Source organism: Pseudomonas sp. TE3786, from assembly GCF_054057335.1.
This window is the reverse complement of the sequence record NZ_JBSRZF010000015.1, coordinates 22,031-47,173: the sequence shown is the minus strand read 5'-3', so window position 1 is coordinate 47,173 and position 25,143 is coordinate 22,031. Positions and strand designations below refer to the sequence as shown.

General features: G+C 61.8%; 20 protein-coding genes and 1 pseudogene. 13 read left to right on the top strand and 8 right to left on the bottom strand.

The window, feature by feature from the left end:
* Positions 1–10: 10 nt before the first annotated feature.
* Both lptG and lptF read right to left on the bottom strand, forming a co-directional pair.
* Positions 11–1,072 carry an LPS export ABC transporter permease LptG gene (lptG, locus tag ACVW0Y_RS16610; protein WP_457439630.1) on the bottom strand — a complete coding sequence of 354 codons (1,062 nt, stop codon included), beginning with the start codon at positions 1,070–1,072 and terminating at the stop codon, positions 11–13.
* Positions 1,065–2,186 (bottom strand): LPS export ABC transporter permease LptF, encoded by a 1,122-nt coding sequence (gene lptF / locus ACVW0Y_RS16605; RefSeq protein WP_457439628.1) that lies wholly within the window; start codon positions 2,184–2,186, stop codon positions 1,065–1,067. Before lptF ends, lptG begins: the two co-directional genes overlap by 8 nt.
* A gap of 279 nt (positions 2,187–2,465) precedes the next feature.
* Between lptF and ACVW0Y_RS16600 the strand changes: the two genes are divergently transcribed.
* The 9 genes and pseudogenes from ACVW0Y_RS16600 (at position 2,466) to ACVW0Y_RS16560 (ending at position 11,788) form a co-directional block, all read left to right on the top strand.
* Complete coding sequence (locus ACVW0Y_RS16600; protein ID WP_457439626.1) at positions 2,466–3,956, top strand: leucyl aminopeptidase; 1,491 nt, start codon at positions 2,466–2,468, stop codon at positions 3,954–3,956.
* A gap of 121 nt (positions 3,957–4,077) precedes the next feature.
* A complete protein-coding gene (locus ACVW0Y_RS16595; RefSeq protein ID WP_457439624.1) occupies positions 4,078–4,497 on the top strand; it encodes a DNA polymerase III subunit chi in 420 nt (139 codons plus the stop codon).
* Between the two features lie 496 nt (positions 4,498–4,993).
* Positions 4,994–5,137: pseudogene (locus ACVW0Y_RS16590) on the top strand (DNA polymerase III subunit chi); the annotation flags it as partial.
* A gap of 211 nt (positions 5,138–5,348) precedes the next feature.
* Positions 5,349–8,180: a valine--tRNA ligase gene (locus ACVW0Y_RS16585; RefSeq protein WP_457439622.1), complete on the top strand. Its 2,832-nt coding sequence runs from the start codon at positions 5,349–5,351 to the stop codon at positions 8,178–8,180.
* A gap of 57 nt (positions 8,181–8,237) precedes the next feature.
* Entirely contained in the window at positions 8,238–8,702 is a 465-nt protein-coding gene (locus ACVW0Y_RS16580; RefSeq protein WP_457439620.1) for a hypothetical protein, read from the top strand.
* Between the two features lie 14 nt (positions 8,703–8,716).
* Positions 8,717–9,013 carry a winged helix-turn-helix domain-containing protein gene (locus ACVW0Y_RS16575; protein ID WP_457439619.1) on the top strand — a complete coding sequence of 99 codons (297 nt, stop codon included), beginning with the start codon at positions 8,717–8,719 and terminating at the stop codon, positions 9,011–9,013.
* Complete coding sequence (gene rlmF, locus ACVW0Y_RS16570) at positions 9,013–9,996, top strand: 23S rRNA (adenine(1618)-N(6))-methyltransferase RlmF (RefSeq protein ID WP_457439617.1); 984 nt, start codon at positions 9,013–9,015, stop codon at positions 9,994–9,996. The genes ACVW0Y_RS16575 and rlmF overlap by 1 nt, the downstream gene beginning before the upstream one ends.
* A 143-nt stretch (positions 9,997–10,139) precedes the next feature.
* Complete coding sequence (locus ACVW0Y_RS16565; RefSeq protein WP_457439615.1) at positions 10,140–10,934, top strand: tyrosine-protein phosphatase; 795 nt, start codon at positions 10,140–10,142, stop codon at positions 10,932–10,934.
* A gap of 68 nt (positions 10,935–11,002) precedes the next feature.
* On the top strand, positions 11,003–11,788 hold the full coding sequence (locus tag ACVW0Y_RS16560; protein ID WP_457439613.1) for a protein-tyrosine phosphatase family protein: 786 nt from the start codon (positions 11,003–11,005) through the stop codon (positions 11,786–11,788).
* Here ACVW0Y_RS16560 and ACVW0Y_RS16555 read toward each other — a convergent pair.
* The gene (locus ACVW0Y_RS16555; protein ID WP_457439611.1) at positions 11,781–12,233 is read right to left on the bottom strand and encodes a PACE efflux transporter; all 453 of its coding nucleotides are present in this window, start codon (positions 12,231–12,233) and stop codon (positions 11,781–11,783) included. The two genes, ACVW0Y_RS16560 and ACVW0Y_RS16555, sit on opposite strands and share 8 nt — an antisense overlap.
* An 88-nt stretch (positions 12,234–12,321) precedes the next feature.
* Here ACVW0Y_RS16555 and ACVW0Y_RS16550 point away from each other — a divergent pair, with 88 nt between their 5' ends.
* Both ACVW0Y_RS16550 and ACVW0Y_RS16545 read left to right on the top strand, forming a co-directional pair.
* Positions 12,322–13,230: a LysR family transcriptional regulator gene (locus tag ACVW0Y_RS16550; protein WP_457439609.1), complete on the top strand. Its 909-nt coding sequence runs from the start codon at positions 12,322–12,324 to the stop codon at positions 13,228–13,230.
* A gap of 103 nt (positions 13,231–13,333) precedes the next feature.
* The gene (locus ACVW0Y_RS16545; protein WP_457439607.1) at positions 13,334–14,140 is read left to right on the top strand and encodes a substrate-binding periplasmic protein; all 807 of its coding nucleotides are present in this window, start codon (positions 13,334–13,336) and stop codon (positions 14,138–14,140) included.
* A 142-nt stretch (positions 14,141–14,282) separates the two neighbouring features.
* On the opposite strand, the gene ACVW0Y_RS16540 is transcribed toward ACVW0Y_RS16545, so the two are convergent.
* Complete coding sequence (locus ACVW0Y_RS16540; protein ID WP_457439606.1) at positions 14,283–17,726, bottom strand: SbcC/MukB-like Walker B domain-containing protein; 3,444 nt, start codon at positions 17,724–17,726, stop codon at positions 14,283–14,285.
* Complete coding sequence (sbcD, locus tag ACVW0Y_RS16535) at positions 17,723–18,943, bottom strand: exonuclease subunit SbcD (RefSeq protein WP_457439604.1); 1,221 nt, start codon at positions 18,941–18,943, stop codon at positions 17,723–17,725. The genes ACVW0Y_RS16540 and sbcD overlap by 4 nt, the downstream gene beginning before the upstream one ends.
* A gap of 105 nt (positions 18,944–19,048) precedes the next feature.
* On the opposite strand from sbcD, the gene ACVW0Y_RS16530 reads away from it, so the two are divergent.
* Positions 19,049–19,750, top strand: coding sequence for an HAD family hydrolase (locus tag ACVW0Y_RS16530; RefSeq protein ID WP_457439602.1), 702 nt, complete (start codon positions 19,049–19,051; stop codon positions 19,748–19,750).
* A 794-nt stretch (positions 19,751–20,544) separates the two neighbouring features.
* Here the strand turns inward: ACVW0Y_RS16530 and ACVW0Y_RS16525 are convergent.
* On the bottom strand, positions 20,545–20,964 hold the full coding sequence (locus tag ACVW0Y_RS16525; RefSeq protein ID WP_457439600.1) for an Lrp/AsnC family transcriptional regulator: 420 nt from the start codon (positions 20,962–20,964) through the stop codon (positions 20,545–20,547).
* Between the two features lie 129 nt (positions 20,965–21,093).
* Here ACVW0Y_RS16525 and yjeH point away from each other — a divergent pair, with 129 nt between their 5' ends.
* Complete coding sequence (gene yjeH, locus ACVW0Y_RS16520; RefSeq protein ID WP_457439598.1) at positions 21,094–22,362, top strand: L-methionine/branched-chain amino acid transporter; 1,269 nt, start codon at positions 21,094–21,096, stop codon at positions 22,360–22,362.
* 51 nt (positions 22,363–22,413) lie between these two features.
* Here yjeH and mep72 read toward each other — a convergent pair whose 3' ends face one another.
* Complete coding sequence (mep72, locus tag ACVW0Y_RS16515; RefSeq protein WP_457439596.1) at positions 22,414–24,243, bottom strand: biofilm-associated metzincin protease Mep72; 1,830 nt, start codon at positions 24,241–24,243, stop codon at positions 22,414–22,416.
* A 19-nt stretch (positions 24,244–24,262) separates the two neighbouring features.
* Complete coding sequence (gene bamI, locus ACVW0Y_RS16510; protein ID WP_457439594.1) at positions 24,263–24,928, bottom strand: biofilm-associated metzincin protease inhibitor BamI; 666 nt, start codon at positions 24,926–24,928, stop codon at positions 24,263–24,265.
* Positions 24,929–25,143 lie beyond the last annotated feature (215 nt).

Here is a 25,143-nt window from a genome sequence, read left to right as displayed (position 1 = left end):
CAGCTCGGAATTACCCCGCGCGCCGCAACATCCAGAACCCGGCGACACCGCAGATCAAGCTCGGGATCAGCACCGCCAACAACGGCGGGAAACCAAACACCAGGCTCGACGGCCCCAGCAGGTCCTGGGCAATGCGGAACACAAAGCCCACCAGCACGCCGGTAAACACACGCTGGCCCAGGGTCACCGAACGCAGCGGGCCGAAGATAAAGGAGATGGCCATCAGCACCAGCGCAGCGGTAACCACCGGCTGCAGCACCTTGGTCCAGAACGCCAGCCAGTACTTGCCATTGGCCAGGCCCTGATCCGCCAGGTAGTGGATATAGCGCCATAACCCGCTCACGGACAACGCTTCCGGCTCAAGCACCACGGTGCCGAGCAGTTGCGGCGTCAGTTGCACGTCCCAGCGCTCGCTCGGGGTTTGCACCACCTCGGTGTTGCGCTCGTGGAACAGCGTGGTCGCGACATCTTCCAGTTGCCAGTGATCGCCCTGGTACTGGGCTTTCTTGGCAAAGCTGGACGATTGCAGGTGACGCTGGTCGTCGAACTTGTAGCGGGTTACGCCGTACAGCACGCCGTTGGGTTGCACGGCGTTGATGTGCACAAACTCATCGCCCTGACGGTGCCACAGGCCGCGCTTGGAGCTTTGCGCGTCGCCGCCGCCTTGCGCCATGGAGCGCGCGGCCTGGCCGATATTCTCGCTCCAGGGCGCGACATACTCGCCAATCAGAATGCCGGCCAGCATCAGTACCAGCATCGGTTTCATCACCGCCCAGACGATCCGCCCAACCGATACCCCGGCTGCGCGCATGATGGTCAGCTCGCTGCTGCTGGCCAGGCTGCCCAGACCGATCAGGCAACCAATCAGCGCCGCCATCGGCAGCATTTCATAGACCCGCCGCGGCGTAGTGAGGAGCACATACCAGGCGGCGTCATCCAGGCCATAGCTGCCCTGTACGTCGCCCAACTCGTCGATAAAGGCGAACAGCAACGCCAGGCCAACGATGATGCCCAACACCGACAGAATGGCGAAGAACACACTGGTGCCGATGTAACGATCCAACTTAACCATGGGCCAACTCCCGCGCCATGCGGCGACCCGCCAGCTTCAGGCGCAACGGCTCCCAGAACTGCAGGGCCAGGCCGATCAGCAAAAATAATCCGTGTACCCACCACAAGCCGATGCCCATGGGGATCTTGCCTTTGTCCAGCGCGCCACGCGCAGCGATCAGCAACGACAGATAAGCCATATAAAGAAGAATCGCCGGCAGCAACTTGAGGAAACGACCCTGGCGCGGGTTGACCCGCGACAGTGGCACCGCCAGCAAGGTGACTACAAATACCAGCAACGGAATCGACAGGCGCCATTGCAGCTCGGCCTGTTTGCGCGGCTCGTCGCTGCCGATCAGCTCGCGGCTAGGCAGGGCTTCACGCTCGCTGATATCGCTGCTGACTTCCGGTTTTACCAAGAGCACGCCGTAGGTGTCGTACTTGATCGCGCGGTAATCGGCGGCACCGGGGTTACCGTCATAGCGGTAGCCGTTTTCCAGAATCAGGTAGCGGCTGCCATCCGCCTGGACTTCCTGGCGACCCTTGTCGGCCACCAACACGGTGATGCCACGCTCTTTATCGCCTTCTTTGGACAGGCGTTTTTCCGAGATGAAAATTCCACCGAGCTGGCTGCGGTCTTCCGTCATCTCCTGGGTGTAGGTGACCCGCGTGCCGCTGCGCATGGCCTGGAAGCGGCCAGGCACCAGGGTGTCGAACTCGGTCAGGGCATCTTGCTCATTGAGAATCTTCGCCACCTGCGCCACACCTTGCGGTGCCAGGCCCAGGCTCAGCCAGGCAACCAGCAGCGCCACCAGAGTGGCCGGTGCCAGGGTGTAAGCCAACAGACGTTGCTGGCTCATGCCGGTGGCGGCCAGCACGGTCATTTCGCTGTCCAGGTACAGACGCCCGTAGGCCAGCAGAATGCCGAGGAACAATCCCAGCGGCAGAATCAGCTCCAGAAAGCCCGGCATCCGAAAGCCCATGATCAGAAACAGCACACTCGGGTCGAGTGCGCCGGACGCTGCCTGGGCCAGGTACTTGATAAAACGACCGCTCATGATGATCACCAACAGCACGGCACTTACCGCACTCAGGGTCAGCATCACTTCACGGGACAGATAGCGGAAGACAATCAAACCAGACACTCCAGGGTTGTCAGGCTCAGGCGGCTAAGCTCAAACTAGCCGACCTGTTGCCAGCCCAGTAAAGGCCAGCGACCGAAAATTTGCAGGTGTGGATACGAAACCATCGCGGGTCACGCCTGCCGAACAACGACAAGGACGCGGAGTTTACTAGAGCCTGCTGCGCAGTCCGAGCCCGTTTTTCAAAGGCTTTACCTCGCCGCGCGGTTTTCACACCGATCAAGCGCGGCATTATCCTGTAATACCTACCGGTTGTCTTGGGGACTCCTCGCCATGGAATTTGTTGTTAAGAACGCACGTCCAGACGCACTGAAAACCGCCACCCTGGTAGTCGCCGTTGGCGAAGGCCGCGCCCTCAGCGCCGCCGCCCAGATTCTCGATGTGGCCAGTAACGGTGCCATCAGCAGCATTCTCAAACGCGGCGACCTGGCTGGCAAAGTCGGCCAGACCCTGCTGCTGCAAAGCCTGCCCAACCTCAAAGCCGAACGCGTGCTGTTGGTCGGCAGCGGTAAAGAGAGCGAACTCTCTGACCGCCAACTGCGCAAATTGATCACCGCCGTGCAAGGCGTATTGAAAGGTCTGGGCGGCAAAGAAGCAGTACTGGCCCTGGACGATCTGCAGGTAAAAGGCCGCGACACCTACAGCAAAACCCGCCTGCTGGTGGAAACCCTGGCCGACAACCAGTACAGCTTCGAACAGTTCAAGAGCCAGAAAAGCGAAGCCCGTACCCTTAGCAAAATCATTCTGCTGACCGAAAAAGCCAGCCTCGCCGACGTCGAGCGCGCCAGCCAACAGGCACAAGCCATCGCCGCTGGCATGGCCTTGACCCGCGACCTGGGCAATTTGCCGCCGAACATCTGCCACCCGACTTACCTTGGCGAGCAGGCCAAAGCCCTGGGCAAGGCCTATAAGTCGCTGAAAGTCGAAGTGCTGGACGAGAAGAAGCTCAAGGAACTTGGCATGGGTTCGTTCCTTGCCGTTGCCCAGGGTAGCGTGCAACCACCGCGCCTGATCGTGCTGCAGTACAACGGCGGCAAGAAAGGCGACAAGCCGTTTGCTCTGGTGGGTAAAGGCATCACCTTCGACACCGGCGGCATCAGCATCAAGCCGGCGGCCGGTATGGACGAAATGAAGTACGACATGGGCGGTGCCGCCAGCGTGTTCGGTACCTTCAAGGCGGTGCTGGAACTGCAACTGCCAATCAACCTGGTGGGCGTCATGGCCTGTGCCGAGAACATGCCCAGCGGCAGCGCGACCCGCCCGGGCGATATCGTCACCACCATGAGCGGGCAGACTGTGGAAATCCTCAATACCGACGCCGAAGGCCGTCTGGTGCTGTGCGATGCGCTGACCTACACCGAACGCTTCAAGCCGCAGGCGGTGATCGATATCGCCACCCTGACTGGTGCCTGCATCGTGGCCCTCGGCAGCCACACCTCGGGCCTGCTGGGTAACAATGACGAACTGCTGCAACAACTGCTCAGCGCCGGCCAGACCGCCGATGACCGCGCCTGGCAGCTCCCGTTGTTCGACGAATACCAGGAACAGCTGGACAGCCCGTTCGCCGACATCGCCAACATCGGCGGGCCGAAAGCCGGCACCATCACGGCGGCCTGCTTCCTGTCGCGCTTCGCGAAGAAATTCAACTGGGCGCACCTGGATATCGCCGGTACCGCCTGGATCAGCGGTGGCAAAGACAAAGGTGCCACTGGTCGCCCGGTGCCATTGCTAACCCAATACCTGCTGGACCGCGCTAAGGTTTAAAAGCCAACACCGCTCCCGCGTAGGAGCGGCTTTAGCCGCGATGCTTTTTAAAATCAAGAGCATCGCGGCTAAAGCCGCTCCTACGAAGGGCAATCCCCGCATCCTACGAACCAAGCTCACCATGCCCCGCATCGAATTCTACGTGCTCTCCTCCACCGCCCCCGCCGACCGCCTGCGCACGGCCTGCCAGTTGGCGATGAAGGCCTGGCGCCATGGCATGCCGGTATTTATGCGCGCCAGTGACGAGGCGCAATGCACGGAAGTCGACGAACTTTTGTGGCGTTTCAAGGCCGAAACCTTCGTGCCCCACAGCCTGCACCGCGACGCGCCCGAAGCGCCCGTGGTGATCGGCCTGGACGATGAGCCTGCGGCCAGCCAGGGCCTGTTGATCAACCTCAACAGCAGCCTGTCACCCCATGTACAGCGTTTCAGCCGGGTGATCGAGATCGTCAATCAGCAACCCGAACAACTGGCGAGCTCGCGGGAAAACTTCCGCACCTATCGTCAGCAGGGTTATGACCCCAAGCGAGTTGAACTGTAGCCACGCCATGGACACACCAAAACCGCCGCAAAAGCCCAATCACTTGCTCGACGACCTGGAGTCGATCCGCGAGTTCTTGAGCAATAACGAGCCCTCCCACACCGGCATTCCTGATGACTTGCTGGATCTGCCGCTGCTCACCGATTCGGTGGAAATGGGCCAGATTCCGCTGCTGTCGGATATTGTTGTTCCTGGCCACAGCACCCCGGTGTCTGCCCCGACCGCGCCATTGACGCCGCCGCCCAGTGCAACCCGCCCACTGCCGGCCGCCCCCAGCATTCCGGCAGCACCAGCGCATACACCACCGCCTGCCGTGGTGAGCCCCGATCCATCGCCAGCAGCAGCAGTAGCTCCCGCTGCGCATGCTCCGACAGCGGGCACCGCCTCGGCCGCCATTGCCCAGACTCATGCGCCGCAGCCTGCTACGCCAGTGCAGCCGAGCATCACGCAGGCCGTGCAGCGCAGCGTGGAAAGCAGCAACACCACCAGCGACCTGCTGCGCCTGGACGCCGAATTGCGCGCCGCCGCTCAACTGATTCTGCAAGACGTGATCGACGACTTCGTGCCGCAGATCGAAGCCGAACTCAAACGCCGGCTGGAAGCGCGCCTGACCCGGTTATTGCCACAGCGTAAAAGCTGAGCCAAAACGCCGTCGTCCCAGCGCAGGCTGGGGCCCAGAATTTTCAGACATGCGCGTTCTCCTGAACAACGCTGGGCCCCGGCCTGCGCTGGGACGACGGTGGTGAGTCCAGTAGCAGCGCCATGCGCATCACGCGCATTACCCCCTCGCGATCATCCCCCGTTATACTTGCCGGCTTTCCGATTAGCTGCCGAACAGGGTCCGAATCCGCATGGACAAGACGTACCAGCCTCACGCCATTGAAACCTCCTGGTACGAAACCTGGGAGTCGAAGAACTATTTCGCCCCGCAAGGTAGCGGCGACTCCTACACCATCATGATCCCGCCGCCGAACGTCACCGGCAGCCTGCATATGGGCCACGGCTTCAACAACGCGATCATGGATGCGCTGATCCGCTTCCGCCGTATGCAGGGTCGCAACACCCTGTGGCAGCCGGGTACAGACCACGCTGGCATCGCCACGCAGATGCTGGTGGAACGCCAGATCGGTGCCCAGGGCCTGAGCCGTCACGACCTGGGCCGCGACAAATTCCTGGAAAAAGTCTGGGAATGGAAAGACCAGTCCGGCGGCAATATCAGCCGGCAGATCCGCCGCCTCGGCTCCTCGGTTGACTGGAGCCGCGAAAAATTCACCATGGACCCCGACCTGTCCGAAGCCGTACAGGAAGCCTTCGTGCGTTTGCATGAAGACGGCCTGATCTACCGCGGCAAGCGCCTGGTCAACTGGGACACCAAGCTGCACACGGCAATTTCCGACCTCGAAGTGGAAAACCACGACGAGAAAGGCTTCCTGTGGAACCTGCGCTACCCGCTGGCCGACGGTGCCAAAACTGCCGATGGCCTGGACTACCTGATCGTTGCCACCACTCGCCCGGAAACCCTGCTGGGCGATAGCGCCGTAGCGGTGCACCCGAGCGATGAACGCTACCAGGCGCTGATCGGCAAGTTCGTCAAATTGCCATTGGTGGGCCGCCTGATTCCTATCGTCGCCGATGAATACTGCGACCCGGAATTCGGCACCGGCTGTGTGAAGATCACCCCGGCTCACGACTTCAACGACTACGAAGTCGGCAAGCGCCACAACCTGCCGCTGATCAACGTGCTGGACAAGAACGCCGCCATCCTCGGCCGCGCGCAAGTGTTCAATATCGACGGCAGCGTCAATGACACCTTTGAAGCCAGCCTGCCGCCGCAATACGCCGGCATGGATCGCTTCGTCGCCCGTAAACAAATGGTCGCCGACCTCGACGCCCAGGGTCTGCTGGAAAAGGTCGACGACCACGCCCTGAAAGTGCCGAAGGGCGACCGCTCCGGCACCGTCATCGAGCCGTGGCTGACCGATCAGTGGTACGTCTCCACCAAACCGCTGGCCGAAAAAGCCATCGCCGTGGTCGAAAGCGGCGAGATCCAGTTTGTGCCCAAGCAATACGAAAACATGTACTTCAGCTGGATGCGTGACATCCAGGACTGGTGCATCAGCCGTCAACTCTGGTGGGGCCACCGCATTCCAGCCTGGTACGACGAAGCCGGTCAGGTGTACGTAGGCCGCGATGAAGCAGAGGTGCGCGCCAAGCACAACCTCGGCGATATCGCCCTGCGTCAGGATGACGACGTGCTCGACACCTGGTTCAGCTCCGGTCTGTGGACCTTCTCCACCCTCGGCTGGCCGAACCAGACTGAAGCGCTGAAAACCTTCCACCCCACCGACGTGCTGGTGACCGGTTTCGACATCATCTTCTTCTGGGTTGCCCGGATGATCATGCTGTCCACCCACCTGACCGGGCAGATTCCATTCAAGACCGTGTACGTGCATGGCCTGGTCCGCGATGGCCAAGGGCAGAAAATGTCCAAGTCCAAGGGCAACGTTCTGGACCCGCTGGACATCGTCGATGGCATCGACCTGGAAACCCTGCTGGAAAAACGCACCAGCGGCCTGATGCAGCCGAAGATGGCGGAGAAAATCGCCAAGCAGACCAAAGCCGAATTCCCCGAAGGTATCGCCAGCTACGGCACCGACGCCCTGCGCTTTACCTTCTGCTCGCTGGCCTCCACCGGCCGCGATATCAAGTTCGATATGGGCCGCGTCGAGGGCTACCGCAACTTCTGCAACAAGCTGTGGAACGCCGCCAACTTCGTGATCGAAAACACCGACGGCCAGGACACCGGCGTCAACGGTGAAGAAGTCGAACTGTCGTCGGTCGACCGCTGGATCATCTCGCAGCTGCAACGCACCGAGGCCGAAGTGACCCGCCAACTGGACAACTTCCGCTTCGACCTGGCTGCACAAAGCCTGTACGAATTCGTCTGGGACGAGTACTGCGCCTGGTACCTGGAGCTGGTCAAGCCGGTGCTGTGGGACGAGAACGCCCCCATCGAGCGCCAGCGCGGCACCCGTCGCACCCTGGTGCGCGTGCTGGAAGTGATCCTGCGTCTGGCCCACCCGTTCATGCCGTTTATCACTGAAGAAATCTGGCAACGCATTAAAAACGCCGCTGGCGTTAGCGGTGAAACCATCATGCTGCAAGCCTGGCCGGTGGCCAACGAAGCACGCATCGATGCCGCTGCCGAAGGCGATATCGAATGGGTAAAAGCGCTGATGCTCGGCCTGCGCCAGATCCGTGGCGAGATGAATATCTCCATGGCCAAGCGCATCGACATCTTCCTGCAGAACGCCAGTGCCGAGGACCAGCGTCGTCTCAACGACAACGCGCCGCTGCTGAACAAGCTGGCCAAGCTGGATAATGTCACCGTGCTCGCGGCCGATGCCGAAGCGCCGATGTCCGCCACCGCGCTGGTGGGCGATATGCAGGTGCTGGTGCCAATGGCCGGCCTGATCGACAAGGACGCCGAACTGGCGCGCCTGGACAAGGAGATTCAACGCCTGAGCCAGGAAGTCGGCCGTGTGGGCGGCAAACTCGGCAACGCCGCGTTCGTCGACAAGGCACCCGCCGATGTGATCGCCAAAGAGCGCGCCAAGCTGGCCGAAGCCGAACAGGCGGTGGCCAAGTTCACTGAACAGCGCGCCCGTATCGCCAGTTTGTAAGCCCCCTACCCGGCCCTGTTTATCAGGGCCGAGTTTTTTACGAAATCGGAAACACGGATGACCATCTCCCTGCGCTTCGAATCCACGCTGAAATCCGAGCCTGCACAAGTCTGGCGCTGGATCACCGACGTGCGTTGCCTGCGCAAGGAAATGCGCCCGTGGCTGTGGATGAGCATTCCATTCAGCGTGCGCAACCTGGAAGACGTCGACGTAGAACCCGGCCAGCCGCTGTTCACCAGTTGGCTGTGGCTGTTCGGTCTGTTGCCACTGGGCACTTCGAAACTGACCCTGCTGGAACTCACATCCGGCGTCGGCTTTATCGAGCAATCGCCCATGACCGGCACCCGTCTGTGGCGGCACCAGCGCAGCCTGGAACGCCTGGCCGAAGGCGGCACCCGGGTGGTTGACCAACTGACCGTCGAGCCGCTGTTCGCCGGCTGGCTGCTGCGCAGATTTCTCCAGCTGTTCTTCGCCAGTCGTCACCGCGCCCTGCGCGCCCGCGACCGCAAACAGCTGCACTGATGGCAGGAGCGACCATGGACGTAAGCAAAACCAAAAGCAGCTTTTACCGGCGTCTGTACGTGGCCTGGCTGATCGACAGCGGCACCGCCAGCACGGTGCCGGCCCTGATGGTCGCCACCGGCATGCCCCGGCGTACCGCTCAGGACACCCTGCTGGCCCTGGCCGATCTGGATATCGACTGCCAATTCGCCCAGCAGGTCGGTGAGCGCAACAACGCCGGGCACTATGAAATCCGCAGCTGGGGCGCGATCGACAAGCACTGGATAGGTGCCCATCTGGCGCAGATCAAACACGTATTGGGTTACCCCTGATGTCTGCAAAAAAGCCCGCACCCGTGGCAGAAAAGAAAGCCGTGCTGCACCCGCGCAACCGCCACCAGGGGCGGTACGACTTCGCCCAGATGATCAAGGCCAACCCCGAACTGGGTGCCTTTGTGATCATCAATCCCTACGGTAAGGAAAGCATCGACTTCGCCAACCCGGCGGCGGTGAAAGCCTTTAACCGCACCCTGCTGCAACAGTTCTATGGCGTGCGTGGCTGGGATATTCCGCCGGCCTACCTGTGCCCGCCGGTGCCGGGCCGGGCCGACTACCTGCACTATCTGGCCGACCTGCTCGGCGCCAGCCATGACGGTGTTATCCCCCATGGCAAAGGTGTGCGTGGCCTGGATATTGGCGTGGGCGCCAACTGCATCTACCCGCTGATTGGTCAGCATGAATATGGCTGGCAGTTTGTCGGGGCCGATATCGACCCGCAGTCACTGGCCTCGGCGGCAGCGATTCTCAAGCTCAACCCCCAACTCGCCGGCCATATCGAACTGCGTCAGCAGGCCGACCCAGTGCATATTTTCCAGGGGTTGATCGGTAGTGACGAACGCTTCGACTTCACCCTGTGCAACCCGCCGTTTCACGCCTCTGCGCAAGAGTCTCGCGCCGGCAGCCAGCGCAAATGGAAAAACCTCGGCAAGCTCGACCCCAGTCGCCAGCTGCCGGAATTGAACTTCGGCGGGCAGAGCAATGAACTGCACTACGAGGGCGGAGAGTTGGCGTTTATCAGCCTGATGGCCGATGAGAGCGCGGGCTTTGCCGAGCAGGTGTTCTGCTTCAGCACCCTGGTGTCGAAGATCAGTAACGTCGCCTTGCTGCAGCAGCGCCTGCAACAACTGGGGGCCGGCGACATCCGCGTGGTGGACATGGCCCAAGGGCAGAAACAGAGCCGCTTCGTAGCCTGGACCTTTCTCGACAAGAATCAGCGCCGGGCCTGGCGCAAAGCGCGCTGGACAGCCCTGGGCTGATTTTCCGCCCAGCAGCCTACACGGCTGCGCTAGCGCTCCTCATGGCGCAACCGAAGGAGCCTACAGCCCCACAACTCGCTCTGGCTGAGCATGACCTCGACAGGCAGACAACAGGTCCGCCTCCCCTCCAGGGACGAGCAGTCATGAATCAACCATCAGCTATCGGGTTTTCCCTCTCCACCGCCATCCTCGGCGCCATCAGCGGTTATGCCAACGCCGCGCCAGTCAACGATATCCGCAGCCTCTACGGCAAAGTGCTCGAGGAGCAACTCAAGGAAATCACCGCAGGCAGCAGCTTCTCCCCGGAGCTGGTTCACCTGGTCGACCATGACAGCAACACCGGCAACTTTCTGTTCCGCGGCAATATGCCGATCAGCAACAAGGCCTTCAGCTACCAGCAACTGGTGGCCGCCATGCGCAACGCCAGCCCGGGCGTGCCGCTGCCGGACAAGGTGTATCTGATCGATGTCAGCCTGGTGAACAGCATCAACCCCGCCGAGGCCGCCGACCTCAAGATCGAACAGGGCTTCTGGCAACAGAACCCCACCCTGGGCAAGCTGATCAATCACCCGGTGTACGGCAGCATTACCTCCCCCAACGACTACCCCAGCGCCCTGCGCAAACGGCTGGAAAAAATCCCCACCATCAGCCGCATCGACGACCTGGTGGTCGATCTTCAGGCCCTGCTGAAAATGCCGCAGATGTCTGGCGTGACGCTGGCCATTTACGTGCACTGCGAAGCCGGCAAAGACCGCACTGGCGAAGTGGCAGCCGCCTACGCCATGAAGTACCTGGGCAGCTCCTATGCCAAGGCCTACGCCAACGCCAACGCCATTGCCAAGCGCGCTATCAGCCAGTTCAGCCGCAACGAATTGCAGTGGTATGCCTACTACCTGAAAGACGTGCGCAAAGTGCCCAGCATAGGTCCGATCAACTAACTGGCAGGCCATCCGGCCCAACCGTGAAACAAGCGCGGCTGCAGCCGCAATGCCATTCAGGAGCAGCCATGTTCAACCGTCGATTCATCGCCTTTACCCTCCCCGCCCTGCTGTTTTTATCAGCCTGCGGCAGCCCGGCCATTCAGGACGCCCGCGATGTATATGCCCTGGTTCTGCACCAGCAGAGCGAGGAAACCCTTGGCGCGCGCAAATTCAACCCGGAGCTGGTCTCGCTGATCGCCCACGTGCCCAGTTCAGGCAACTTTCTGTTCCGCGGCAATATTCCGATTCAGGGCAATGAGTTCAGCTACAACGACCTGGTCGCTGCGCTGAAAAAGGCGGCAAAGGACAAGCAACTGCCGGAGCAGTTTTATCTGGTCGATATCAGCCTGATCAACGACATCAACCCAGAGGAAGCGGCCGATCTGCGGATCGAACAAAGCTTCTGGCAGAAAAACAGTCAGAAGGGCCGGCTGATCAACCACCCGGTGTACGGTGCCCTGCGCTCGCCCAACGACTACCCGGAAGACGTGCGCAAAAAGCTGGAAAAGATTCCCACCCTGAGCAACACCGATGTGCTGATGGAAAACATCCAGAGCCTGCTGCTCGCCAGCCAACAGACGGGCCTGCCGCTGGTGCTGTATATCCACTGCGAAGCCGGCAAGGACCGTACAGGTGAAATGGCCGCGGCCTATGCCATGAAGTACCAGGGCAGCAGCTACGCCGACGCCTATGCCAACGCCATGCGCATCGCCAAACGTGATATCAGCCATTTCAGCCGCAATGAACTGCAGTGGTATGCCTATTACCTGAAGGACATCCAGATGCTTCCTGGCATCGGGCCGATCAAGTAGCGCACCCGGTTTGAGCCGGGCCCTCCGCCAAGGTGGCGCTCGGCACACCGAAGAGCAGGTCGAAACCCCACTGGAAGGCAAAGGCATACAAGAGGAAAAACAGCATCAGGGAAAAGTCGGTGGCCAGTGCCTGCCACCAGCCAATATTCAGCGCCCAGACCAGCATCGGCACGCTCATCAGCAACAAACCCAGCTCGAAGGCAATGGCGTGCAGCACCCGTCTTGCCACGGTACGTCGGGGTTGGCGCTGACGTTTTTCCCAGGCTTCGAACAGGCTGTTGAACAGCATGTTCCAGACCATCGCCACCGCACACAGGCCCAATGCCAAGGCACCGGACAGCGCCAGACCGCCGTCAAATACCCAGGCCATCGCCGGGGTAATAAAGACCAGTGCCACCGCCTCGTAACTGATCGCCTGTACCACTTTGCGTTTTTTGCCTTGCATCACTGCGCGCCCACGCTTGCCAATGTGCCGCCACTGTATTTCTAATGAACTGAAACCTTTAGTTAGCTTGTTTCAGGAAATCTGATAGATGAGCCTTAGCAAAGATGCGGTGCAGGTGTTTCTCGCAGTGCTCGACAAGGGCTCGTTTTCCGCCGCCGCGCGCAGTATCGGGCGGGTGCCCTCGGCGGTGAGCATGACCATCAGCAACCTGGAAGCCGACCTTAATCTGCAGCTGTTCGACCGCCGCGGGCGCGAGCCCCAGCCCACCGCCGCCGCCCTGGCGTTGCAGGCCAAGGCGCGCTTTATGCTGCAGCAGTTCGAGTTGTGGGAAGCCCAGGCTCTGGCGCTGTCCACCGGCCTGGAAAGCTGTCTGAGCCTGGCCATCGCCCCGGAGCTGCTGGCCTCCGACTGGGCCACGCCGTTGGCGAAACTGGCCGAGCGTTTTCCTACGCTGGACGTGGAAGTGCTGGCCGCCCCTGAAGCCGACGCCATCCGCCTGCTGCATGAAGGCCGGGTGCAGCTGGCGTTGGTGTTCGAAAACCCCAACTTCGACAGCCGCGAGTGTTGCCAGGAAACCACCCAGGAAACGCTGCTGGCGGTAATCGCCCCGCAGCACCCGGCAATTGCGACGGGTCGCCAGTTGCGTATCGATGAGCTGGCCGAGCATCGCCAGATAGTGGTCGCCGGTCGCGACCCCGAGCCGTTGCAACCGCGTTTTCTGCAAGCCCATCACCATTGGCGCACCGACAGCCATACGGCGGCGCTGCGCATGATGCAGGCAGGGCTGGGTTGGGGTTATCTGCCCGAGTCACTGGTGCGCCCGCAATTGCTGGCTGGCAGCCTGGTGGAACTGCAGCTGAGCAATATCTCCCAGCTGTCGTTATGGGTGGATCTGGTGTGGTCCACCAGCAAGCCGTTGGGCCTCGGCGCGCAGCACTTTATCGAGCTGGTTCGCGAGCAACGTCAGCGCAGCGCCAGGCGCTCTAAAGCGCACTGAATCAGGGCATTCAATTGCCTCTGTCGAAGCCGCCGAGTTCTGATAGCCTGCGGCTTCGACTGATGGCTGAGGCAGGTGACACATGACGCAGGAGAACGCGCGCATGGCCGTACGTGCCCGTCCGGCTTCCTGCTTCGCCCGCGCTTTCGCTTTCACTTTGCTTGCCATCCTCCCCGCCCTGAGCATTGCCGAGCCGCAGAACAGCCTCGGCACGTTGCGCGTGCTCACTGAACACTCACCGCCTGGCGAATACCAGGAACCCTCCGGACGGGTCACCGGCCCCACCGCCGAGATGGTCCGCGAGCTGATGCGCCGCGCTGGCGAAACCGCCGAGATCGAACTGCACCCGTGGAAACGCGCTTACGACTATGCCCTCAGCAACCAGCAGGTAGCGCTGTTCGAAACCGCCCGCACCCGTGAGCGTGAAGCACTGTTCAAGTGGGTCGGGCCGATCAAACGGATTTCCCGCGGCCTGTATGCCCTGGAAGAAAATGCCCAGCCGCTGACCAGCCTGGACCAGGCCCGCGACGGCACCAGCATCTGTGCCTACAACGGCGACAGCAGCGCCGAGATGCTGCAGCAAAAAGGCTTCGCCAACCTGGCCCTGCCAACCTTGCCGGAACAATGCCTGAGCATGCTGCTGCACAAGCGGGTGGCCATGTGGGCCACCAGCGATATTGAAAAAGATGCCTTTCTGGCCACTCTCGGCCTGCCGCCCACCACCATCAAACGGGTGCTTGAGCTGGATATCCGCGAGCTGTATATCGCCTTTTCCCTGGTCACGCCGGATAGCACCATCCAGCGCTGGCAGGCGGTACTCGACGAGATGAAACGCGACGGCACCCTAGCGCGTTTCTACCGCGGCACCTATTCCGACGAGCAGATCAGCTCGGTCACGTCAGTCGAATAACCGGTTGCGCTGCATTCCGTAGGAGCGGCTTCAGCCGCTACCCCTTGCACACGGAAGATCTAAAACTTCGCGGCTAAAGCCGCTGCGACTCGGCGGGGCGTCAACAGCGGCGGGCCCTTTGCAGGAGTCGGCGCGGGACGCTTCAGCTATTCACCACCGCATAGCGCCGATCCAGCGCGCTGTAGCCCAACCCCACTCCCTTGTGCACTTTCAGCTGCACCGGAATACGCTCCTTGAGCGCTTCCACATGGCTGATCACGCCGATCATCTTGCCACTGGCATTCAGCGCATCGAGGGCATCCAGGGCCACTTCCAGGGTTTCACCATCAAGGGTGCCGAAGCCTTCGTCGAGGAACAGCGAATCGATGCTGGTCTTGTGACTGACCAGGTCGGACAGCGCCAAGGCCAGGGCCAGACTGACCAGAAAACTCTCGCCGCCGGACAAGGTTCGGCAGTCACGCGCCACATCGCCCTGCCAGGTGTCCAGCACCTCCAGCTCCAGCTCACCGCTGCCACGCCGGGCCAGTTGGTAGCGACCATGCAGACGCTGCAGCTGCTGGTTGGCCAGGTACACCAGATGATCGAGGGTCAGCCCCTGGGCGAACTTGCGGTACTTGGCACCATCGGCGGAACCGATCAGGCCATTGAGGTGTTGCCATAGGTCGTGCTCGGCGCTCTTGTCGCCGATTGCAGCGAACAGGGCCTGTTGGCTCAGGCGGCGGCTGGCGTCACCTTGTAACTGGCTGCGGATCTCGCCCTGGCGTTGGCTCAGCTGTTTGAGCTGGTCGTTGAGTTGCTGCGCCTGCTGCTCAAGTTGCTCGCTGTCGAACGCCGTCTGCGGCGTGGCCTGCAACTGCATCAATGCCTGGGTGCTGGCAAGCTGCAGGGCTTGCGCCTCGGTCAACGCCTTGTCCAGTTGGCGCTTGAGTTCGTGCAATTCAGCTTGTTGCTCGTCGCTGAGCAGCGCGGCCAGATAGTCCGCCTCGGCGGCAAACGGGCTCTGCTCCAACGCGTCGTTCCAGGCCTGCTGATGCTGCTGGAGCTGGCCTTGTTCCTGTTCCAGCAGCTCGCTAAGGGTTTGCTGTTTGCCCACCAGCGCGCTGACCTGCTGCAACGCGGCCGCGTACTGTTGCTCCAGCGCCGCCAGACGCTGCGGCGCATCATCGCCAGCCGTCAGCGCGGCAAACGCCACCTCACCCTGCTGCTGCCAACGTTGCTGCCAGAGCGCGTGGGCTTGAATGGCGGCCGTCAGCCCATGCTGGGCATCGCGCTGGCGTTCCTGCAGATTTTGCAGTTCCTCCTGGCGTTGCTGATACGACGCCCACTCCTGCTCGCGCTCGGCCAACCACTGGGTGCCATCGTCCGGCATGGTGTAGCCCAGCTCGGCCAACGCAGCGGCCAGGCGGCCGTGTTGCTCCTGTTGCTGGAGTTGCAAACCCGTCAGCTGCTCATGGATGTCGGTTTGTTGTTGTTGATTGGCCTGCAGGTCTTTGTTCAGCAGTGCCAGCTGCTGGACGCTGTCGCGGTGCTGCGTATGTGCCTGCTGGCTGGCGGCGCGTGCGCTTTCCAGCGCGCTTTTCAGCTGTTCCAACGGGGCCAGACGCTGCTGCAACTGACTGACATTCTGCTCATGGGTGGCCCGCTCGGCTTTCAGCGCGGCGGAGTCGTCGAGTTGCACAGCCAACGCCTGGCATTGCTCGGCCCAAAGCTGCGCCTGGTGCTGCCGTTCCTGCTCGACACTGGTCTGTTGCTGGCGCTGCTGCTGCAAACGTTCGGTCAATGCGGCCAGGTCGCCTTTAAGGGTTTCACCCTGCTCAGCCAGCGCATCAAGTTGGGTTCTTTTGGCCTCCAGCTGCTGCCTGGTGGAGGCGCTGTCCAGTGTCTGGTAAGCGCTGATGGCCGGGTGTTCCAGTGAGCCGCACAGCGGGCAGGCATCGTGCGGTTGTAACTGCGCGCGGTACGTCTCCAAAGCCTGGATGCGCTGCTCCTGTTCCAGCAGCTGCTCCTTGTCACGCACCTGCAACTGCACCTCGCGGTATTGCTCGCGCAGGGACTGTCGAGCAAGCTCCTTGGCGCTCTGTTGCTGCGTCAGTTCGGCCAGACTGGCCGTAAACTGCGCCGCCTGCTGGGCCAACTGCTGACGTTGCTGGCCGATCTGCTGCAATCGCTCCAGACCATGACCATAGGTGAGCAGACGCTGGCTCTGCTCGCGAAGTTCGCTTTCCACCTGACCACCCAGCAACGCCTGCAACTGGCGTTGTTGTTCGAGCTCAGCGGCCTGAGCCCGCTCCAATTGCTGTTCGGCCTCGCCAACCTGGGCACTCAGCGCCTGCAGCTGATCGGCCAGCGTCGCCGCGACGTGCTGCGCCTGCTGCTGGCGTCCCTGCTGAGTAATGACGCCGGCCAGCAGCTCGCTGCTGGCGGCAAACTGCGCACGCCAGACACCGAGCTTTTCTCCCAGCTGGCGCTGCTGTGGTTGCTCGGCCAAGTGCCGATTCAAGCTCTGCTGTTGCTCGGCTAGTTGCCTCAGCTGAACCTGCCGCGCGGCCATGATCTGCTCGCCCAGTTGGCTGGCTTGCCACAGATCCTCCTGCACCTGCTGACTGGCCAGACGCTGCGCCTGCTCGGTGGTGTGCAGTTCCTGCTGACGCTGGGCGACACTGCGCAACGCGCGCTGCCAGGCACTGTGCTGCGGTTGCAGCCTCAATGCCGGTGCGCAGGCGGCAAGGCGTTGCAACTGCGGCTGGGCGTCCGCCATCCGCTGTTGGGCCTGCTGCTCCTGAGCAAGCGCCAGCTGTTGCTGCGCCTGCGCCTTGCTCAACTCCTCACGCCACTGGCGCTGCCGCTGCACCTGCTGTTGCTCGGCAAGCAGAACGGCTTCCGCCTCCCCCAGTTGCTGACCCTCATCCTCCAGCAGCTGGCGCTGCTCATCGTCCAGCAGCTCGACCCCCTCGGCACGGGCCCGCAGTTGTCCCAGTTCATCGCGCACCTCACGGGTGCGTTCGAAAACGCGCTGGGAAATCTGCCCGTAGATATCGGTGCCGGTCAGCTCTTCCAGCAGTTCGGCGCGCTGGTTGGCGTTGGCTTCCAGAAAGGCGGCAAAGCCGCCCTGGGCCAGGAGCATGGACTTGGTAAAACGCTCGAAATCGAGGCCAGTCAGGCTTTCGGTAAGGCGGTATTTTTCGTTGATCTTATCGGTGAGGATTTCCCCCTCGCCGGTGCCGGCATCCACCTTGGCCAGTTCGACCTTGGGCGGCTGCAACGCCCCGTCGCTTTTGTCCCGCGCCCGCCGTTGGCTCCAGAACGCCCGGTAACGCTGGCCCTTCACTTCAAACTCGACCTCGGCCAGGCACTCGGCAGTATGCCGGGTCATCAGTTCATTGGCGCTGGTGGACAGCGTGCTCATGCGCGGCGTGCGGTGGTACAGGGCCAGGCAGATGGCATCGAGCAAGGTGGTCTTGCCGGCACCGGTGGGGCCGGTGATGGCGAACAGACCGTTGTCTTTGAAGGGCTCGGCGGTGAAGTCGACCTTCCATTCGCCCTTCAGCGAATTGAGGTTTTTCAGGCGCAGGCTGAGGATCTTCATGCCTCGCCCTCCTGCAGCTCGCTGACCACCTGGCGATACAAACCCTGCAGGCGCTTTTCCAGTTCGTCCTCCAGGGTTTCACTGACCAGGCGCTGGGCAAACACCTCGTCGGTGCTCAGTTCATCCAGGGTTTCCTTGGTACTGCCTTGCAGGCTGGCCTGGGCATTGCCGCGCTCGCGGCGGATACGCAGCACTTCCACCGGCAAGCCTTCGGTCATGGCCTGGATACGGCTTTGCAGATCGCTCAGGTAGTCATCGGCACTCACGCAGACTTCCAGCCACACCGGTTTTTCCGCCGTGCCCTGTTCGGCCGCTGCGCTGATCGCCGTTTGCAGCTCGGCCAGGTTACCGCGCACCGACGCCAGGGCCTGCGCCCGCGGCACTGCTAGCGCCTGAATGCTGTGTAACTCGCGCCCGGCGAATTCCACCAGCAGCACTTCTTTGTTCTGCTTGGCCTCATCGAAGCTCAACGGAATCGGCGAGCCGCTGTAGCGGATATGTTCCAGGCCACCGACCTTCTGCGGCCGATGGATATGCCCCAGGGCAATGTAGGCCGCCGGTGGAAAGGCGCTGGTGGGAAAAGCCTCCAGCGCGCCGACGTAAATTTCCCGCACCGACTCGCTGGCACTGGCGCCCACCGTGGTCAGGTGGCCAGTGGCAATGACCGGCAGCTCGCCACCCAACTCGGCGCGACGGGCTTCGGCCAGGGCAAACAACTGCTGGTAATGCTCGTGAATGGCTTCCTGCAGCGACAGCTGTTTGTCCTGGGCACTCTGCCCGGCCTGGCTATGCAGCACATCGCGCGGGCGGATAAAGGGAATGCCACAGAGCAGCGCGGCGGGGTTGCCGGCGCGGTCTTGCAGCACCAACAGTTGCTCACTGAGGTCGCTGGCGACAGCGGGAATCACCCGGGCATTGAGATGCGCCAACAGGCTTTTGCTTTCACCGAGCATGGCCACTGAATCGTGGTTGCCGCCAAGCACCACCAGCTGGGTGCCGGTGGCGCGCAAGGCGACGATAAATTCGTTGTACAGCTCGCGGGCATAGCTGGGCGGCGCGCCGGTGTCGAAGATATCGCCGGCAATAATCAGCGCATCCACGGCATGGGCCGCACATTGTTCAATCAACCATGTGGTAAAAGCCTGGTGTTCGGCCTGGCGGGTCTTGCCCATAAAATGCTGGCCAAGGTGCCAATCAGAGCTGTGCAGAATGCGCATCCCGGTTCTATTCTCGCGGTTTTCAAGGCGCCAACCTTGGATCAAAGCGGCGTCCATGGCAAATCACAACGCGCTGCGGCACCAGCGCTCAGGAGTTCGGGTTTGATGACTAAAGCCAGCTATATCGACTTGCTGATCAGCGACTGCGACGGCGTGCTGATCGACAGCGAAATCGTCGCCGAACGCCTGGTGCGCGAAGCCCTTGGCAAACTGGTGCCGCGGCACGAACTGGAAGTGGTGCTGCACGGCACTTTCGGCCTGCAGGCCCACGATATTTTGGCCCGTGTGGAAGCGCATTTCGGCATCAGCCTGGATAAAGCCTTTGTCCGCGACCTGTATATCAGCACCGCCACCCGCATCCACGAAGACGCCCAGCCCATTGCCGGTGCCCGCGAGGCCTATCTGGCCATCGATCTGCCGGTGGCCGTGGCCTCCAACAGCCAAATGGCCAGTGTGGTGCACTCGGTACAGCGCTGCGGACTGAGCGAGCGGGTCAACGCCGGGCTGTTCAGCGCCGAGCAGGTGCCACGGCCCAAGCCTGCGCCGGATGTTTATCTACTGGCGGCGAAAACCGCAGGCGTCGCGCCAGAGCGCTGTCTGGTGGTGGAAGACAGCGCCACCGGCGTAAGCGCCGCTCTGCTGGCAGGTATGCGCGTTATCGGCTTTCTGGGTGCCAGCCATATTCCCCCGGAGCATGGCGAGACCTTGCGGCAGATGGGGGTGGAGCATCTGATCCGGCATATGGATGAGTTGCCGGCTTTGGTGGCGCGGTTGTGCGCTGAGCCGCCGAGGGATGTGTTGCCGTAGGCGGGAAAATTTTCGATTGCAGGAATCGCGGCAAACCCAACGGAGGTTTCTGCCTATATCACCGTCATTCCAGCGCAGGCTGGAATCCAGAGTGCGGCATGGAAATGCGTTCTCCTGACCCATTCTGGGTCCCAGCCTACGCTGGGACGACGGAGGTTTTTGCTAGAGCGCCCAATCCTTGACCACCATATGGGTCTTCACTTTCTGCATGCCGGGAAAATTTCGTTTGCAGGAATCGCGGCAAACCCAACGAAGGTTTCTGCCTTTATCACCGTCATTCCAGCGCAGGCTGGAATCCAGAGTGCGGCATGGAAATGCGTTCTCCTGACCCATTCTGGGTCCCAGCCTACGCTGGGACGACGGACGTTTTTGCTAGAGCGCCCAATCCTTGACCACCATATGAGTCTTCACTTTCTGCATGCCGGGGAAGTTTTCGATTGCAGGAATCGCGGCAAACCCAACGGAGGTTTCTGCCTATATCACCGTCATTCCAGCGCAGGCTGGAATCCAGAATGCGCCATGGAAATGCCTTCTCCCGTCCCATTCTGGGTCCCAGCCTACGCTGGGACGACGGAGGTTTTTGCTAGAACGCCCAATCCTTGACCACCATATGAGTCTTCACTTTCTTCATGCCGGGGAAGTTTTCGATTGCAGGAATCGCGGCAAACCCAACGGAGGTTTCTGCCTTTATCACCGTCATTCCAGCGCAGGCTGGAATCCAGAATTCGGCATGGAAATGCGTTCTCCTGCCCCATTCTGGGTCCCAGCCTACGCTGGGACGACGGAGGTTTTTGCTAGAACGCCCAATCCTTGACCACCATATGGGTTTTCACTTTCTGCATGCCGGGGAAGTTTTCGATTGCGCCGCGCACCTCAGCCAGGCGCTGCATGGAGGGCGCTTCGATATACACCAGCATGTCGGTCTCGCCGCTGATCCCACTAATGCGGCGGATTTCCGGGTAGACCTGCATGCGCTCGACATAGTTTTCGCAGCGCCCGCCGTTGTAGAACAGTTCCAGATAGCACTTCACCGCCACCCCTTGCGGTTCGGCGATGCGCGCGTGGTAACCCTGGATGGTGCCATTGTGCTCGAGCTGGCGAATCCGCTCGCTCACCGCCGAACGCGACAGGTTGACCTCGCGGGCAACCTGACTCACGGCTAAACGGGCGTCGGCACGCAACAGGGCGATGATCTGCTGATCGAACTTGTCCACAAGAAATCTCACGCAAAGCAGGTTGACGGTGACTTCCGCCAGTTTGCCGGGTAATGCCGACGGTCTGTCTGCGCCGGCAAAAACGCCTGCGGCTTACCATGGGCAACGACGGACCGCAGAGCATACCCCATGAGTCGCCTGAACCAAGAATTGAGCCTGTTGCAGGGCATCGGCCTGCTGAGCACCTCGCTGCTGGGCACTGGCATTTTCGTGGTCCCGGCCCTGGCGGCCACGGCGGCTGGCGGTGCCTCGTTGTGGGCCTGGCTGCTATTGATTGTGCTGGTGTTGCCGGTGGCCTTTACCTTCGCTCAACTGGGCCGCCACTTTCCCCATGCCGGCGGCGCGCCGCACCTGATCGGGCGCGCCTTTGGCGCACGCATGGAACGCATCAGTGCCCTGCTGTTTCTTGCCGTGCTGCCGGTTGGCTTGCCGGCCGCGCTGAATATCTCCACCGGTTTTTTCCAGGCCCTGTTCGCCATTGGCCGTGGCGAGGCGCTGCTGATTCAACTGGCCACCCTGGGTGCCATGCTGTTGCTCGGCCAGCGCCCAGCCAGAGCCTCGGGCATGGTTCAGGGCGCGATTGCCCTGGCGATCATCGCCACCGTCGGCCTGATCTGGTGGGCCGGTGACCTGCCCCACGCCAACCAGCCGCTGCTGCCGGAACTCAGCGGCTCCTGGCACCTGCTGCCGGCGGCGCTGGGGGTGATGTTCTGGTGTTTTGTCGGCATCGAAGCCTTTACCCATATGGGTGAGGAATTCAAACACCCGCAGCGCGACTTCCCCCTTGCCCTGTTGCTTGGCGTATTGCTGGCTGGCCTGGTGTATTGGGCCTGCTCCCTGGCGGTGCTGAGTTTCCATGCCTATGGCGATGTACAGACTGACGCCGCCTCCCTGCCGCGCATGCTCGACCAGTTGTTCGGAGCCAAGGCGCGCTGGCTCAGTGCGCTGATCGGTTACCTGGCCTGCTTCGCCTCGATGAATGTGTATGTGCAGGGCTTTGCCCGGCTGATCTGGAGCCTGGCCGACGAAGGCAAGCTGCCGCGCCCCCTGGCCCAGCGCAATCGGCATGGCGTACCGGCGCGGGCGCTGTTGCTGGTGGTGTTTATCTGCGCCCTGTGCGCCAGCCTGGCGGCGGTGCTGCAGCTGTCGGTAGACCAGTTGATTCGCTACGCCAACGGCAACTTTGTGCTGATCTATCTGTTCAGCATGGGTGCTGGCTGGGTGCTGCTCAAAGGCCTGTGGCGCTGGGTGGCGGCCTTCAGTGCGGCGCTGTGTGCGCTGGTGTTGATCGCCCTCGGCTATGACGCTTGGTATGCGGTCGGCCTGTTGCTGGCCTTGGCGGCGTTGGACTTTATCCGCACCAGTCGCTCATCTGCCTCGACCCATTCGGCGCACTAACAGCAAACGAAAATACCCCCTTGGCACCCCAGGGGTGCCAAGGGGCATGTGTTATTGCGGTTTGAGGCTGACGTTATCCAGGTACAGGGACTGGTCGGCACGGGTGCCTAGCACCAGCAGTTCCATGTATTGGTAGCTTCCCGCTGGCACCCGGAAGCTCTGCTGCAAATTGCCCCAGACCCCGCCCCGGGTGCGCACCGCGCCCAACCGCAGCAGCCGGCCGTTGCCGGCAGGATCTTCAAGGTACAGGTAGGCATAGGCCAGCGCGGCGACGCGGGCAGAACTTCCCACCATCACGTCGGCGGAGAAGCGGTAGGCCAGTCCCGGCTGCAGCTTGCCCACCAGCGAAAGGCTGGCACCGGTGCCATCGCCCTCGCGGCCGTATACCTCCAGGGATTTGCCCGGTGCCGCCAGCGCCTTGAGCCGGGTGCTGCCATAGAATCCCGTCCACTCATCGATGGAGCTGTCGAAGTTCCAGCTGTACGCCGCCCGGGTAACCGGAGTGGCGGGGCTAGTCACTTCACTAAGCTCGACCTCATCCAGCAATACGCCAAGCCGGTTGAGGCTAACCAGCCCCAGGTAGGCGTTACGGAAGGTGCCCGGCGGCTGGTAGACAAAGGTCATGTCGATGGGCGTGAACTCGCTGCTCGTCACCGACTTGATCACGCCGTTGACGCTGCTGTAGCTGATACCGGCGTTTTCCTCATGGACCATACCGAGGTAAACGTTGCCACGTACGTTGCTACCCTTGAGCATCACCTTCGCCTTCAGCCGATAGGTGCTGCCAACCTTGAGTTCGCCGACGGAGGTGACCAGCACATCATTGCGGCCGGCCGGCAGATCGAATTGCAGGGCGTCATCGCGGCAGGTTTTGCCAACGTTGAGCTGGCTCAGACTGGCCAGATTTAGCAACGCCTTCCAGCCATCCAGGGTACGAAACTCGCCATTGGCGACCAGACCTTTGAGCGCCGGCTTGTCGCACCAGGCCGGTACCGGCGGCGTCACGGGAGTGGTCGGCGTGGTGGGTGAGACAGGCTCGCTGGGCGTGCTGGTAGGGTTGACCGTCTCGGGCACTTTCGTCGGTCGCAGGGCGGCAATCTGCACGGCCATGTCGTTCAACGCGCGGGCTGCGTCGGCAAAGCCGGCGCTGCCACAAGCCAGGCCCGTGCAGGTGCCGTCGGACACCGCAGGCGTGGAGAACAATGGTGCGCGCACCGAGGTGTTGAATTCCTCAGGGTACGCCATGATGGTCGCGAAGCGCCCCTGCACGCCGTAGCCACGCCCCCACTCGTAGGTGCCCAGGTGAAAGCCTTGGGCCAGGTAGGCGTAGTAGCCCTCGGTCTGGTCCTGCTCATAGGAGTGACGCAGCCCCAGGTTGTGGCCGATCTCATGGGCCATGGTGCTGAGGCTGCAATCTACGCCAGTAATGCCGTAAGCGTTGGCCCAGGAGCCGGCCTGGAAAGTGCCGCTTTTCTGCCCTCCGGAGAGTACGTAACCAATGCCGCACACCCCATAGCCCTGCCCCTCCTCGGTCCGGCTGACCAGCTGCACCACGTCGGCACCATAGGTTTCACGCAGTTGTTGAACGCGGGGATCGGCGGCGAACGCAGCCAAGTCAGTTTTGGACACGCCTGGGTAACTCGCCCAGTTCAGCACTTGCCGATTCACCAGGCGCAAGCGCAGGTCGACGTTGCTCTTCTTGAACGCGTTATTGGCGAACTCGATATAGCTGGCGATACGCGCATCCATATCACGTCCGTTGGGCAGAGCCTGGGCTTCCTTGGTGTACAGCACCAGCAGATCGATGGTGCGAGGTTCGGGTGCAGCTTGAGTGATCGGGGCCAATACGAGCATGCCCAGCAAGGCGAGTATTTTTTTCATGGTCTTGGTCCTGTAGCGCTCACCCGCGCGATGGCGGAGCGAGGGGCGGCAATGGCTTGGAGTTGGGCTTGACGATGGCGTCCGGGGTGGCGCGCATCAGCAGTTGGTTTTGGTCGGTGATCAGGGCTTTGCCGCTGGCGTTGTCCACCACAACGGACAGCGTCGTCTCGCGGGTGGCAAGCGTGATGTGGGTCTCCAACTGCCCGCGCACGACGGTGAGGGTGTCTTCCGGCTGCCCCCCCTGCACCGGCCCACTCCAGACGGCGGCACCGGTGTTGTGGGTCTCGTCCAACTTGGCGCGCAGCGGTTCTTCACGGCCGGGCACGGCCATTTGCAGGGTCATGCCGACTGCCAGACTGCTGAGGGCGGTAAGCGGGACCTGGGTGTGGTAGAGGGTCATTTCGTTCTGCTGCTCGGGCACCAGCGAGTGGCTGTCCCAGAGCTCGAGCAAGCTTCCATCCGGCGTCGCCGGTTGGACCTGCACGTTCTTACGCGAAGGCGCGGTGCTTCCCCCCCCAGCAAAGCCAGGCGCGGCGCTCGGCGAACTGGACGACACCGGAGCGGTTAGAGAAGAGGCTATGGGGACCGCTGCGGCAGCAGTGGGTGAAGGATCGCGCAGTAAAAATGCCACTGTGGCACCTGAGCAAATCAGCGCTAACGCCACGTAAAACCAGGTTCGAGGCATGGACTAGCTTCCTGTATTCCACCCAAGACGCCGGGTGACTGCGAAACTACGGAAGAGCATCCATGACCAACCGCAGCGTTAGGTTCAGCCGTTCTTCAATGAGCAAGCGGCCAATGAACAAGCGATACACGCCGTTTCACTGAGGTAGAAATGCTGCCCGCCTCGCTGCATTCGTAACAGGCGAAAAATCCTCGAGGCGGTTACGCTCTATTGCA